This window comes from Cytobacillus firmus DS1 (assembly GCF_000565285.1).
Lineage (GTDB): Bacteria > Bacillota > Bacilli > Bacillales > Cytobacillaceae > Cytobacillus > Cytobacillus firmus_A.
Map to the genome: position 1 here is coordinate 84,561 of NZ_APVL01000006.1, position 13,766 is coordinate 98,326.

A 13,766-nucleotide genomic window follows, 5' to 3' on the forward strand; every position below is an offset into this window, starting at 1 on the left:
AACAATCAGTGAAACCCCCACTGATTGAAGTTTCACTTTATTTTGAGAAGCCGCAGGCTATTCAAGGTGACCAGCAGTGTTGCTCCCATGTCCGCGAAAATGGCAATCCATAAGGTCAGCCAGCCTGGAACCACCAGCAATAAGGCAACCGCCTTGATTCCAAGTGAGAACGTAATGTTCTGTTTGATGATCCTTAACGCTTTTTGGCTGAGTTTAATCGTATAAGGCAATTTGCTCAGGTCATCTGACATTAGCGCAATATCTGCTGTTTCGAGTGCAGTGTCTGTTCCGGCACCGCCCATGGCAACCCCAACAGACGCAGCAGCAAGAGCAGGGGCATCATTGACCCCATCCCCGACCATTGCCACACTTTGATGGCCGGTACGCAATTCTTTTATATAAGCCAGTTTATCCTGCGGCAGCAAATCAGCTTTAATCTCAAAAACACCTGCTTGCTTTCCGATCTCCAGAGCCGTTCTGTGATTGTCGCCTGTCAGCATAACCGTTTTAATCCCCATATCATTTAGTTTGCCGATGACCGTTTTCGAATGCTCCCGTATTTCATCTGCAACAGCTATTAACAGCAGAATTTCGCTTGCTGTCCCCAGAATCATAACGGTTTTACCCTGGGTCTGCAGATCTGCTATTTGCTTTTGAAGAGTGCTTTCCATGCCGCTATGAAGCTCTTCAAACAGATTGGGGCTGCCGGCATAATAGAGGACACCATTCACTGCAGCTTTTACTCCCTTTCCAGTAATAGAGGTGAATTCCTCTGTGCCCACCCCGGTAAAATCAGCGCCCATTTCTTCTGCTTTTTTCATGATTGCTGAAGCAAGGGGATGCTGTGACCCTTTCTCAATAGCAGCAGTGATTTGGAGAAGCTGTCTTTCATCACCATTAATAGTGATGATATCTGTAACGGCGGGAACACCTTTTGTTAATGTGCCTGTTTTATCGAATGCAATCGATTTAAGTGCCCCTGTTTCCTCCAAGTGGATGCCGCCTTTAATCAGGACACCGTTTCTTGCCGCATTTCCGATTGCCGTAACGACCGCTACCGGTGTAGACACGACAAGCGCACACGGACAGCCGACAACCAGTGCGGCAAGCCCCTGGTAAATCCACTCGCTCCAATCCCCGCCAAACAGCGGAGGAATCACTGCTATTAAAAATGCTAAAACAATGATTGCTGGCGTATAATACCTGGCAAACTTATCGACAAACTGCTGGGAAGGCGCTTTTTCCGCCTGGGCCTCTTCAACTAAATGGATTATTTTTGCGATGGTGGTATCTTCAGCATACTTCGTGACTTTTACCTCAAGCAGTCCCTCTTCATTAAGAGTACCTGCAAAAACCTCATCACCTGCTGTCTTAACAGCAGGCACGCTCTCTCCTGTAATCGCTGCCTGGTTCAGGGAAGAGGTTCCTTTTATGACCACGCCATCCATGGCCAATTTTTCTCCAGGCTTCACAATCATGATGTCACCAATTTGAATATCATCCACATGAATCCGCATTTCTTCATTGTCCCGTTTGATCATTGCTTCTTTCGGGGCAATGTCCATCAGTGATTCAATGGACTGGCGCGCTTTTTCCATTGAGAAGCGCTCAAGGGCTTCACTGATGGCAAAAAGGATGACCACCATCGCTCCTTCTCCCCACTCGCCAATGATCGCTGCTCCAATAATGGCGATCGTCATCAGGGTGCTCATGTCAAAATTCAATCTTGCGAGATTTTTGAAGCCTTTCAGAAATAAAGTATAGCCGCCTATGATGATCGCTGCTGCATACCCTGAGATCGGGTATAGATGGTCCTCTCCATACTGTTCGCTTAAAAACCAGCTCATAATAAGAATAAAGGCTGACATATACACTTTATAGTTAGATTTCTGCTTCCAGAATGGCTCGCGCTCCACCGCCTTTTCATTTTCTGCACGCAGCTTCAGGTTTTCAAAGGCTCCGGCTTTTTCGACCGCCTTCATTGAAGCTGTCCCTGTGACAGTTATCTTGGAAGCTCCAAAATTTACATTTGCATCTAAAACGCCATCCAGGCGTTTCACGTTCTCTTCGAACGTCTTGGCACAGCCTGCTCAGGAAAAGCCCTGAACACGGTAGGTTACCGTCTCTTTCTCTGCAATTCCAGCTTGTTCAGACATTGGATTTCACCTCATTTCTGTGTTCAAGCGCAATCATCATTAATTGCCTGATATGATCATCATCCAATGAATAAAAAGCCAATTTCCCTTCTTTCCGAAACTTAACAATTCCCTGCTTATGCAATGTCCGCAAATGGTGGGATGCTGTTGCCACTGTAGCGCCAATGATATTGGCAATATCACAGACACACAGCTCTTCATCACGGCATAGTGCATAAGAAATTTTTGCTCTGTTCTCATCAGCAAGAGCCTTAAATAATTGGGCAGCACCCGAAAGGTCTTCCTTCACCAGTTCTCCCTGAATGCGGTTCACTTTTTCTTCATCAAAGCAGTAAATATCACATGTATCTTTAGAGCCCAATTTTATTCTCTCCTCTTTATTCAAACATTCATTTGAATATATTATACCTCGCCTGTAAACTTATTCAAACAATTATTTGAATATTGTATGAAAAAAGGAACCGGATTGCTCCGATTCCTTTTATTTCTTTACTTCTTCTTTCAGTTTTATTAATAATTCATCCGAATTTTCCGCTGCAATCAGTTTCCCGTCCACTACAGCATAGGGAGATAGCCTGCATTCTTTGCATTTGCTCTGGCATTCGTATTCTTTATAGTTAATATTCTTCCGGCTCAAGAATTGATTAAATTCAGCCAAACTTTCTTCTTTTAAAAATTCATCCAGATTCCTCTGGCAAAATTCAATTGAATACGTTTTATGCTTTGAGAATAGATTGTTGATGAGTTTCACCTGATCAAACTTCCTTTTGATTTTACTTTAATAACGCTGGTAGATACTGCTTTCCCTAATCCATTTGGTTGCCGCCCATTTTTCTCCCTTTTTAACAGGAACACTGCTATGAACTGACAATCTGTCCAGCTGTCCCTGCTCATTGGCATAATGAAAGTAAATGGCTGACCCCTTTTTGGGAACAATCGAAAGTCCGGCTTTAGAAAAAACAGTTTCTCCGCCCTCAGCCACATCGTTCAAATAAATGAGGAAGGTGCCAACCCGCTGTCCGCCTTTGCCGGCATCCACCAGATGGGGAGGGAAGAAATCAAAATGAGGCTTATATTCTTCACCCAATCCATAGTTTAGGATCTGAAGACCTTCGCCATTTTCTGCCGGATAACCCGTCAATTCGGCGATCCTCATTTCAATCCTTTCAACCAGCTCATTTTCCCTGAAGCGGAAAGCCATGCTCCTGCTTGTTCTGCCGGAACCTGCCCGTTCTTCTCCAGAACCCGTATCTACCACCCGGGATGGCTTCAGGCGGCTCCTTGAAAGACTGATGATCTCATCACATTCTTCTGAGCTGAGCACAGAATCCAAATGGAGGACAAACGGCTTTTCATTCCTGGAAAGCACTTTGACGACCCTGTCACTGGCATGCAGGATATTCCCCTTCCTGCCTATTTCGGGCACTTTATAATTATATCGAACCTGCTGCCTTTCTGTCGTCCCAATCGCTTCATTTCCAACAATTTTAAATAAAGTCTCATAAGCAAACCGGTTATCGAACCCCTTCTTGATCAAAGCATTCGCCAGTGCAATTGGACTCACTTCATTTTTTAGCGCATCCATAATCCAATCCTTCAGCTCGTCTGATATCTGCATAATCTTCGCCATCATCTTCCCCCTGTATGACTCACTGAAAATCCTATCGGCCGAAAATAGAAATATATGTATTTTATTATACTATTATTATAGAAGGAACTGAACTGAACTGAATTGATTTAGATGGATGAAATTTGGTATTCGCACTTGCATGGCGACCATTTTTCGTTTCGCTGGACTCATTTTCTGCTTCAAGCTTCACAAAAAAACAGGAGGAGCATCCCGCTCTATCCTGCATAATCTCATTTATTATTTACTTATTACCGTCTACATTTCTTTCTCATTTTCATTAAATCATCATCAACTCATCCAATCATGATTTTTTCTTCAGCATATTTGAAATTAGCTTTTTCTCTTCTTCTGGCAAGTGCGAAAGCAAGAGTTAAAGGACCCACCCTGCCTGCAAACATCATGAAGGAAATTAATGCCTTGCCAACTGGACTCAACTCCGGGGTTAATCCAAGAGACATCCCAACAGTGCCGAAAGCAGAAATCACTTCAAATAGGAGCATATTCAGAGGTGCATTCTCTGTTAAAGAAAGAAGGAATAGAACCAATGCTATTAATCCCATAGAGTACACTGTAATCGTAAAGGCCCTAAAGATTAATTCCTTCGGGATTCTTCTGCCCATAAGGTTTACTTCTTCATCTTCTTTAATGAGTGCTCTGACAGCAAGCAGGATCAAAGCAAAGGTTGTTACTTTAATGCCTCCTGCCGTTCCGCCTGATCCTCCGCCAATAAACATTAGAAGCATGGTAATAAGCTGTGAGCCCATTGTCAGCTCACCCGTATTAAGCGAATTAAAACCAGCTGTTCTTGGAACGACTCCATGAAAATAAGACCCTAACAGTTTTTCCTTCATTCCCAAGTCACCAATTGTCGCTGGATTATTGAATTCCAAAAAGAATATGAAAACTGTGCCTAAAATATTTAGAATCAGTGTCATCAGCAAAACCAATTTCGTATGCAGAGAAAATTTCCGCAAGCTTTTATTGATTTTTAAATCAAGCAGCACGATATAGCCAATTCCTCCGATGATAAACAGCGAACTTAACGTCATAATGACTGTAAAGTCACCTACATAACCGGTGACGCTGCTAAAGTCGCCCATTATATCAAACCCGGCATTATTAAAGGCTGAGACCGAATGAAAAGCCCCATAATATAAAGATTGCGGAAATCCAAAATCTTCAGCCCAGCGAACAGCCAAAATGATGGCACCAATTGCTTCAACAATCAGAGTAAAAGCCACCACGAATTTTACAAGACGAACCATCCCTTCAATTGTAAGCTGATTTAATGATTCCTGTATCATGAGCCTCCCTTTTAAGCCAATATTTTTCCCAAGCATAATGGCAATGAGAACTCCAAAGGTCATAAAACCGAGTCCGCCTATTTGTATAAGGGCCATAAGAACTACCTGACCGAAAACAGTAAAGGTTGTCTGTGTATCCACGACGACTAAACCTGTCACACATACAGCAGAAGTTGCTTCAAATAATGCATCAATAAAGGATAGGTGATGCCTGTCACTAGTGGAAAAAGGCAGCATAAGCAGCAGAGTGCCAATCGCTATTAGTATTAAGAAGCCAACAGACAAAGCCTGAGCAGGATTCATTCTGATCCATGTGCTGGGCCGCTCAATTCTTCTTCTCCTTCTGGTTTCTTTGTACATGGTCCATAATCTCCTCATTTAATTGTCAACATAATTAAAAAACTTAAACTCCATGCCTCTCAAATCTGCCAATACCTTTATTGTGTCCCATTACAATCAGGACGTCTCCCTTTAAAATGACCTCTTCAGCAGGCGGGGTAACGATTATTTCTTTGTCGCGCTGAATCCCAACGATATTACAGCCATACTTAGCCCGTATATTCAATTCAGATAGGGATTTGCCCGCGATTTTATCTGTAGCAACAATTTCAACCATACTGTAATCCTCAGACAGCTCAATATAATCAATCATCTTTTCTGAAACAATGTGGTGGGCGATCCTCTTTGCCATATCCCTCTCCGGGTGAATTACACGATCAACTCCAATTTTTTCGAGCACTCTGGCATGATACTCATTATGGGCCTTCGCCCACACCTTTGGAATTCCCAATTCTTTTAACAGCAATGAAGTCAAAATACTGGACTCAATGTTTTCACCAAATGAAACAAATGCGTGATCAATATTTTTGATTCCCGTCTGTTTAATAGCAGCTTCATCAATACCATTGATTTGAACGGCATATGTCACAAACTGTGCGTATTGGTCCACTTTCTCCTGATCTACATCAATCGCAAGCACTTCCACACCCAATTCATGAAATTCCTTTACAAGACTGCCGCCAAAGCGGCCTAAACCAAATACTGCATACTGTTTTTTCATTGAAGAAATTCCCTTCTTTTTAAAAAATGAACACAAAAAAACCACTCTTAATAAAGAATGGTCAATGGTTTCCATTAACCCTTCTCTCGATTTGGCTTACGGAGTTAGCTGTCGGATTAGGGATTGAGAGTATCCCTTCTTAGCCTTAATATGCTAAGATTCACCCCAAGATAAACTAGGTTTATCAAAATTGGTTCCCCCGCTCAAATGATTCAGCAAAAAGGTTTACTATTAAATTAATAAATATAAATTACTCCCATGGTAATCTCTTGTCAATCTTTTTTTCATAAAGCGGGAGTAGCAGGACAGGTGAGACCCCGCAGACGCGGAGTGTCGAGGAGGCTCACCGCCTGCCCCGCGGAAAGCGAGCAGCCTGGAGCGAAAATCAACGGACAACATTGATAGGGGAAAACAATAATTTATACGAAATGAGCCTTTCTTTATTTAAATAATTCATTCTCAGCACCCTCGCCTTTTTTAAAATTGAAAGGAGGAATGAAAACGCTCTCTCCTTTATTTCATTATAACCGTTTAATACCCTCATTCATTTCAGAATATATTGATAATTTGTGAAACATAAAAAAGCACTCCCTATAAAGAAAGTGCTTTCCAATGATTATTCCCAAATCGCAGATGCCCACTCAGGATGATCTATAAACGGATTGCGGTTATGCTGGTAGTCAGAGTAGATGATTTCGTTTCTTCTCCTCTCCGCCTCGCTAACCGGGTCTGCCTTATGCCACTCGAGCAGAACAGACATTTTGCCATGGTAAGGGGCAGAACCGTTATTGACTGCATTGTTTAGCTCCAGATCCACTTCTCCGCTGTCTCCTTCATAGCGGACAGCCATATAAAACAGCATCCGGGCTACATCGCCTTTTACAGCATCCCGTGGTTCCCAGGAATCGGAGTCATAGTAATTTCCAAGAGCTTCAGAATGCCGGGATCCCCCATTATCAAAGTCGAGATTTCCTCTCGAGCTATTTACAGAAGCATCTGTTGGCCGCAAATGATGAAGGTCAGTTCCCGCCCCCATCACTGTGCCAAAGTCCCCGTGCGATTTAGCCCACACATGTTCCCTGTTCCAATCATTGACTCCAGATCCATTGGTGAATTTGCCCTGAGAACGGCCGGTATATAAGAGAATGACGTTATTCGAATTAGCCGGGTCTTCGTCTGTCTCACGAAGAGCTTCCCATACATTAGAATAGGAAATTTCAGTATGGTCATCAATGATGTTATGAAGAGCTGATTTTAAAGACTCACCTGTTTTTCCATTTGCAGCATTATAATACCCGCCAGGTCCGGGTTGCGGGTCAGTTGTTCCGCCGCCATCAAGTTCAAAAGCGGTTCCGTCCTTAAGCCCCGGATGAGAAAAATAGGCAGTCAAAGTTCCGGTTACTTTAATTTTCTTTCCCATCAGCGATGGATTTGATTTCAAACCAAAGCTTGAGCGAAAGGAGGTTGGGATTTGAACATAAAGCATCTTAGCCAAGCTGGTTTCTGATGGACTATCCGCCAGGGCCAAAGCATAGTCATTTGGAAACCCGCTGGTGATAACCGTATTTGTGGCAGTCGGCTGTCCAACCACATAGCCTTGAACAGTTTTGGCAGCGTTATTTTGAGAATTGATTCCCTGTGTTACCGAATAAGGTGATGACCATGAGCCATCTCCCGCAGCTGCCCTTGTTTTTGAATCTTGAATGGGCTGCATTACAACCTGAATGACAGCAAATAGTATCATAGAAAACAGCAGACCTTTTCTCTTACGATTCAGCATTCATTCGCCTCCATATTGTTTTGAAAGAACTTTGAAAAATCAGAAAAGTCACAATCAACCACTAGTATAAATGAACACCTTCGGCCATAGCATGAGGTATTGGTCCCAAAACTTTACAGTTTTACAATACTTAACAATAATAAAATTTAATTTAAAGTGCTTATTTCTTTAAAATGCCTAAATACTCTATCCAGGGACCAACATCTGTCCTGTACCTATTTGCCAATACTCTTGAAATCTGTGAAATATGCGTAAGATCATGAACAGCCCAAGTGGAAATCAATTCCCTGACTCTTACTGGACCAAATACCGGATGAAGCCCTTTCTTTTCGAAATGAGTACCCAGATCAGGCATCCCCCTCAGTGTGGCCAGATTTTTTATTCTAAGTGTCTTAAAGATTTCAAGCTTTTCTTCAAGTGATAGATCCCCTGACAAACTTAGATGAGCAAAACGGTCAAATGGAGGAAATGGCTTGCCTCCCCCTTCCTGCAGAATAAATGTCAGCCGCGGAATCCAATTTTTCTCCTCGCCGTCAATCAAATGATCAACCACTTCAGCTGCATTCCACGTGCCTTCCCCTTCATTGCCATTAAGCCATACTGAAGATAGACCGCTTAGTAATGCATCCAGCGTATCGGGTGTACGTTCAAGAATCTCAATAGCCTCTCCTAGATTAAAATTCATATAGCTTCTCCTCTCCACCTTAAAGGCTTTCCTATAATATTTTCTCAAAAGCAGTAATAGTGAGTGCTTCATTTATTTCCTTTTTATCAAGCTCTTTAAAACCATTCTTTAAATAAAAATTAACAGCAGGTGTATTCTTAGAACCTGTTGTCACAATCAATTTTTCAATCATCGGCATCCGTTCAATGAAGTTCAGCAGCTTTTGTGCAATTCCCATTCTAAAATATTCAGGATGCACAATGAGTCTATGTATATCTAAAACGCCTTTCTCCTGTTTAATCGAAATCACCCCGCATAATATTTCGCCAGTAAAATACCCCAAAAAGGTCTCTCCGGTAAGTTGCAGGGTATTAGCGGTATCTTTTAAAGGCGGTAAATCAGGAAATCCAATGATATCAGCCTCAATCTTATAGGCAGGAAGCTGTACGCCCAGAACCTGCTCAGCCGCTTTTCGGTCATTAATATTTATTTCCTTAATCATGATCTTCCCTCTTTTTATATTAGTTTTAAAAATAATTCTCTATCGAAAAAAAATCCCCTCTTTTTTTTGGACCAATGAGTCCCTTCCAATATAAAATAATTTAAGGGGTGAATTAATTGAATTTAAAATATGAAGTGATAACAGAAGACAATATCAGCCTTTGCCGGGATTTATGCAATGAACTGATGGCTTTTCAGAAATCAAAGGCACATATAACACCAGAGCGCTTTGACAGCATGAATTTTGAAACAAGAATGGTTCCATCCGTAAAATCTGCTATACATAATTATATTGTGATCGTAAAAGATGTTGAAGAAATCGTGGGTTATGTCTACTCCAATGTTTCTCCGAAGGAAGCCTACTCCAATGATTTCGCCACTTTTTTTGATTTATCTACTGTTAAAAAAGACAATGTGGGCTGCTTATCACAATTCTTTATTAAAGATGGCTACCGCCAATTCGGAATTGGTTCAGTTCTTTTTAACATGTCGATGGAATGGTTACGTCAATTTAATGATGTGGAAGATTATTTTATTTATGTATCAAATGGGAATACAGAGGCCCTTGAATTTTATGTAAGTAAAGGATTTACTGTGAGTCACGATATTCTGGACGGTTTTATTACAGTTTTGCGAAAATAGGATTGTTTTCCCATAATGCATATATCTATTTTCTTTAAAAATATAGTGGACATTGCTATAAATCTTGTTATAATTCAAAAAGAAATTACTTTGAAAAGGGTGCATTATGGGAAATACATGCAGATATGTTGTGAGTGCCACTGGGAAAAACGGGGAGACTTATTATACGCAATGCAAGGATAAAGATGAGTTAAAAGAGTGGCTGGCAGAACACGAAGACAAGCTGAATAAGAAGGAACTGAAAGTGAAGGACAAGAAAAGACACCCTCTTTTAAGCTGGCTAAACTTCTGATCTTATTTGGCCTTTTCTATAAAATTACTATTTAATAAATAGTAAACATGGATAAGAAAATCGTATGATTTACAACTTTTATGATTATTGTTAATATATTAAAAAAACATTAATAAGTTTTCGCTTAATCTTAATTGAGCGGGGGAACCAACTGTACTTTTTCATAAAAGTACCTGGGGTGAATCCTTTACAGGTAGGGTATTCTCAAGACCCGAATCCGACAGCTAACCTCGTAAGCGTGTTGAGAGGGAAACACTGCATAAATGCACAGTGGTTTTTACCTCTGTGTTTTTTTGTTGCCCTTTTTAAGTTAGGTTTATGTTTTTTGGGGGTAATATAGGGAAGGACATTATTTTTCGTGTCTCTATTTTACATTTTTTTACAATTATTCATTGGAGGAACGCGTATGAAATTATCTACTAAAATTATTATTGCTTTGATAGCAGGGGGAATAACTGGTCTTCTGATTAATTTGTTTGCTCCTGGGATATTCCCCGAGCTTGACAAGTTTTTGTTTACACCGCTTGGAAAAATCTTTTTAAATCTCATTAACATGCTGGTTGTCCCGATCGTATTTTTTTCCATCGCTCTTGGTACAGCCGGACTTGGTGATCCAAAGAAATTAGGAAGAATAGGTGTAAAAACGATATCCTACTTTTTAGTTACTACAAGTATAGCCATTATCATCGGACTTACTTTAGCATCCGTTTTCCAGCCAGGAAACGTTGGGGAATTTGACGTAACAAACGTGGAGTATGAATCCGAAGAAGCTCCTCCAGTGTCAGAGACACTATTGAATATTATTCCGACCAATCCGGTAAAAGCATTCACTGAAGGAAACATGCTTCAGATCATCACGTTTTCCATTTTTGTCGGATTCGCCTTAACGATGCTTGGCAATAAAACAAAAGGCATTTTAAACCTTATTGAACAGGGCAATGACATGATGATGTACCTGGTCAATCTGGTTATGAAATTTGCCCCATATGGAACATTCGGTCTTATTGTTTCTGCTGTTGGAAGCCAGGGTCTTGATGCCATTAAGGCAATGGGACTATATATGATTGTGGTAGTACTTGCCCTTCTTATCCACGCCATTATCACCTATGGTGGTTCTATTGCACTCATTGCAAAAAGAAATCCATTATCCTTCTTTAAGGGATTTGCACCTGCCATGGGAGTAGCGTTCAGTACTTCAAGCAGTAATGCCACATTGCCGATTTCCATGAGTACTGCCCAAAAGAATCTGAAAGTTCCTGAATCAATCAGCAGCTTTGTTCAGCCGCTGGGTGCAACGATCAACATGGATGGAACAGCCATCATGCAGGGTGTTGCCACTATATTTATCGCACAGGTATTCAATGTGGATTTATCACTAACCCAGCTTATAACAGTTGTGCTCACGGCTGTTCTTGCAAGCGTAGGTACTGCAGGTGTGCCTGGTGTCGGCCTTATCATGCTGGCCATGGTCCTTAACTCAGTTAACCTGCCGGTGGAAGGTATCGCATTAATTATTGGTATTGACCGTCTGCTTGATATGACGCGAACTGCTGTCAATATTACAGGCGATGCTGCTTGTGCAGTGATTGTCGCGGAAACAGAAGCAAAGAAAGAAGCTGTAAAAGCCTGATTACAAAATAACACCGGTTATCCGGTGTTATTTTTTTCGTAGCTCTTCATCCCCTTCTTCATTCAATTTCATTGCTTTTCTATGATAGTTTAGTATAATTAGATTCATAACCATCACGTAACAGTTTGGAGGAAACCTCATGGGGCTGAGAAGTTAAGAATAGGAGAATTGGCTGAAAAAGCAAATGTTACGAAGAGAACGATTGATTACTATACTTCCCTGGGTCTTTTAGAAGCAGAACGTTCACCTTCAAATTATCGCTATTATGACCAATCCTCCATCGAACGTATTGCTTTCATCGAGAAATGTAAAGAAGATGGTTTGTCACTGGAGGAAATTAAGAAAAAAGTCATCAGCCAATTTTCTGAAGAGGTAGATGTACTAGAGCTAAGGCTTAAAATTCAGGATCTGGAGGAGGATGTGACAAAAGCACTTTCTCAGCTGAAAAAATCAGATCCGGAAAAATATGAATACGTTAAAAAAAATATTTCACATGAAAGCTTATCTTTAATTCAGTCACTGCTTTTATTGCTGAACTGATATTGGTTTTTTGATTTTTGGAGCATTATGGATATTTGTTTGGGCACAATTTAAGTAGTGAACTTATTAAGTATTATTACCATTTTAGGAGGTGTATGTCTTACTTTTTAGTAAGGCTGCTTGTTGACAACCATAAATTTATTATTGATTGCATTATTAATAGCATTAACCGCATTCTTCGTAGCAACCGAGTTTGCGATTGTAAAGGTCCGTGTTTCCCGAATTGATCAGCTGATTGCTGAAGGGAATAAAAGGGCTATAGCGGCAAAGAGAGTCGTCACGCACCTGGATGAATATTTATCGGCCTGCCAATTGGGGATTACTATCACCGCATTAGGTCTCGGTTGGCTTGGTGAGCCAACCGTTGAAAAGTTATTGCATCCGTTATTTGAGAGGTTTGAAATAGCAGAGTCCCTTACCCATATTCTATCATTTGGTATTGCCTTTGCTTTAGTCACCTTCCTGCATGTTGTAGTAGGAGAGCTTGCACCTAAAACCGTTGCCATTCAAAAAGCGGAAGCAGTCACAATGGCGTTCGCAGCACCGATTATTTGGTTCTACCGAGTGATGTTCCCATTCATTTGGTTCTTAAATGGATCAGCCCGGGTACTCGTTGGCCTATTTGGTTTAAAGCCGGCTTCTGAGCATGAAATGGCCCATTCTGAAGAAGAGTTGCGAATTCTTTTATCCGAGAGTTACAAAAGCGGTGAAATTAATAAAAATGAATTGAAGTACGTGAACAATATCTTTGAATTTGATGAAAGAATTGCAAAAGAAATCATGGTTCCGCGTACGGAGATGATTACAATTGCTTCGGATCATACACTGGCAGAAATCATGGAAACCATCCAAACAGAGAATTACACCCGATACCCTGTTGAAGATGGGGATAAAGACAATATCCGCGGGTTTATTAATGTAAAAGAATTTCTGACAGCCAGTCTTACAGACAAGATTACACCGGAGAACCTTGATTTAGACTCCTTTATTAATCCGGTTATCCATGTCATTGAAAGCATTCCAATCCATGACCTGCTTGTCAAAATGCAGAAAGAACGTATCCATATTGCCATTTTAATGGATGAATATGGCGGTACTTCCGGATTGGTGACGGTTGAAGACATTCTTGAAGAAATAGTCGGTGAGATCCGTGATGAATTTGATGAAGATGAAGTTCCTGAGATACGAAAGCTTAAAGATGATCATTATATCCTGGATTCCAAGCTTCTTATAGAAGATGTCAATAATCTGCTTGGCACGGATTTTGAGCATGAAGACGTAGATACCATTGGCGGCTGGTTCCTAACACAGCATATGGAAGCAGAGATAGGAACAGAGATTGAAGCGGATGGATTTACATTTAAAGTCCACGAAAAAGACGGACACCAGCTTCATTATCTGGAGGTTTTTAAAAGCAAGCCCCAGTTAGCCTAGAAAAAATGGCGGCTCCGATTTCGGCAGCCGCCATTTTTGCGTCTATATATAATTACTTGATTGTTTTCCTATTACCCGTTAGACTGACTTATGTACTTGAAGAATTACCTTTTTATAAATTTACAGGATGTGT

14 protein-coding genes and 2 riboswitches are annotated in these 13,766 nt (G+C 41.0%); of the genes, 5 read left to right on the forward strand and 9 right to left on the reverse strand.

The genetic code is table 11. From position 1 onward, the window contains the following. Window positions 1-32 precede the first annotated feature (32 nt). The 9 genes from PBF_RS09485 to PBF_RS09525 all read right to left on the reverse strand — a co-directional run bounded on the left by PBF_RS09485 (window position 33) and on the right by PBF_RS09525 (window position 9,096). Complete coding sequence (locus PBF_RS09485) at window positions 33-2,156, reverse strand: heavy metal translocating P-type ATPase (RefSeq protein ID WP_081757259.1); 2,124 nt, start codon at window positions 2,154-2,156, stop codon at window positions 33-35. Further along, a complete protein-coding gene (locus tag PBF_RS09490) occupies window positions 2,149-2,517 on the reverse strand; it encodes an ArsR/SmtB family transcription factor (protein ID WP_035329474.1) in 369 nt (122 codons plus the stop codon). The genes PBF_RS09485 and PBF_RS09490 overlap by 8 nt, the downstream gene beginning before the upstream one ends. A 120-nt stretch (window positions 2,518-2,637) precedes the next feature. Continuing rightward, entirely contained in the window at window positions 2,638-2,907 is a 270-nt protein-coding gene (locus PBF_RS09495) for a DUF1450 domain-containing protein (RefSeq protein ID WP_035329475.1), read from the reverse strand. Window positions 2,908-2,934: 27 nt separating this feature from the next. Then, complete coding sequence (locus PBF_RS09500; protein WP_035329476.1) at window positions 2,935-3,786, reverse strand: 2OG-Fe(II) oxygenase; 852 nt, start codon at window positions 3,784-3,786, stop codon at window positions 2,935-2,937. 293 nt (window positions 3,787-4,079) lie between these two features. Beyond that, on the reverse strand, window positions 4,080-5,450 hold the full coding sequence (locus PBF_RS09505; protein ID WP_035329477.1) for a TrkH family potassium uptake protein: 1,371 nt from the start codon (window positions 5,448-5,450) through the stop codon (window positions 4,080-4,082). Between the two features lie 43 nt (window positions 5,451-5,493). Beyond that, window positions 5,494-6,150 (reverse strand): potassium channel family protein, encoded by a 657-nt coding sequence (locus PBF_RS09510; RefSeq protein ID WP_035329659.1) that lies wholly within the window; start codon window positions 6,148-6,150, stop codon window positions 5,494-5,496. 78 nt (window positions 6,151-6,228) lie between these two features. Further along, window positions 6,229-6,378: riboswitch (cyclic di-AMP (ydaO/yuaA leader) on the reverse strand. 388 nt (window positions 6,379-6,766) lie between these two features. Then, window positions 6,767-7,930, reverse strand: coding sequence for an endonuclease (locus tag PBF_RS09515; RefSeq protein WP_035329478.1), 1,164 nt, complete (start codon window positions 7,928-7,930; stop codon window positions 6,767-6,769). A gap of 160 nt (window positions 7,931-8,090) precedes the next feature. Beyond that, entirely contained in the window at window positions 8,091-8,615 is a 525-nt protein-coding gene (locus tag PBF_RS09520; protein ID WP_035329479.1) for a DinB family protein, read from the reverse strand. Window positions 8,616-8,646: 31 nt separating this feature from the next. Then, entirely contained in the window at window positions 8,647-9,096 is a 450-nt protein-coding gene (locus tag PBF_RS09525) for a GNAT family N-acetyltransferase (protein WP_035329480.1), read from the reverse strand. A gap of 116 nt (window positions 9,097-9,212) precedes the next feature. On the opposite strand from PBF_RS09525, the gene PBF_RS09530 reads away from it, so the two are divergent. The 5 genes from PBF_RS09530 (at window position 9,213) to PBF_RS09550 (ending at window position 13,633) form a co-directional block, all read left to right on the forward strand. Beyond that, complete coding sequence (locus PBF_RS09530) at window positions 9,213-9,737, forward strand: GNAT family N-acetyltransferase (RefSeq protein ID WP_035329481.1); 525 nt, start codon at window positions 9,213-9,215, stop codon at window positions 9,735-9,737. 106 nt (window positions 9,738-9,843) lie between these two features. Next, window positions 9,844-10,029, forward strand: a complete 186-nt coding sequence (locus PBF_RS09535) for a hypothetical protein (RefSeq protein ID WP_035329482.1) — start codon at window positions 9,844-9,846, stop codon at window positions 10,027-10,029. Between the two features lie 111 nt (window positions 10,030-10,140). Next, a riboswitch (cyclic di-AMP (ydaO/yuaA leader) is annotated at window positions 10,141-10,284 on the forward strand. Window positions 10,285-10,435: 151 nt separating this feature from the next. After that, the gene (locus PBF_RS09540) at window positions 10,436-11,659 is read left to right on the forward strand and encodes a dicarboxylate/amino acid:cation symporter (RefSeq protein ID WP_035329483.1); all 1,224 of its coding nucleotides are present in this window, start codon (window positions 10,436-10,438) and stop codon (window positions 11,657-11,659) included. Window positions 11,660-11,827: 168 nt separating this feature from the next. Further along, window positions 11,828-12,199 carry a MerR family transcriptional regulator gene (locus tag PBF_RS09545; RefSeq protein ID WP_035329484.1) on the forward strand — a complete coding sequence of 124 codons (372 nt, stop codon included), beginning with the start codon at window positions 11,828-11,830 and terminating at the stop codon, window positions 12,197-12,199. A gap of 123 nt (window positions 12,200-12,322) precedes the next feature. Beyond that, complete coding sequence (locus tag PBF_RS09550; RefSeq protein ID WP_035329485.1) at window positions 12,323-13,633, forward strand: hemolysin family protein; 1,311 nt, start codon at window positions 12,323-12,325, stop codon at window positions 13,631-13,633. Window positions 13,634-13,766: the final 133 nt, after the last annotated feature.

Excerpts from the sequence above, each read along its gene's own strand:
- PBF_RS09515 (WP_035329478.1), bottom strand. The coding sequence starts at position 7,930 with ATGCTGAATCGTAAGAGAAAAGGTCTGCTGTTTTCTATGATACTATTT.
- PBF_RS09525 (WP_035329480.1), bottom strand. The coding sequence starts at position 9,096 with ATGATTAAGGAAATAAATATTAATGACCGAAAAGCGGCTGAGCAGGTT.
- PBF_RS09500 (WP_035329476.1), bottom strand. The coding sequence starts at position 3,786 with ATGGCGAAGATTATGCAGATATCAGACGAGCTGAAGGATTGGATTATG.
- PBF_RS09540 (WP_035329483.1), top strand. The coding sequence starts at position 10,436 with ATGAAATTATCTACTAAAATTATTATTGCTTTGATAGCAGGGGGAATA.
- PBF_RS09505 (WP_035329477.1), bottom strand. The coding sequence starts at position 5,450 with ATGTACAAAGAAACCAGAAGGAGAAGAAGAATTGAGCGGCCCAGCACA.
- PBF_RS09535 (WP_035329482.1), top strand. The coding sequence starts at position 9,844 with ATGGGAAATACATGCAGATATGTTGTGAGTGCCACTGGGAAAAACGGG.
- PBF_RS09520 (WP_035329479.1), bottom strand. The coding sequence starts at position 8,615 with ATGAATTTTAATCTAGGAGAGGCTATTGAGATTCTTGAACGTACACCC.
- PBF_RS09510 (WP_035329659.1), bottom strand. The coding sequence starts at position 6,150 with ATGAAAAAACAGTATGCAGTATTTGGTTTAGGCCGCTTTGGCGGCAGT.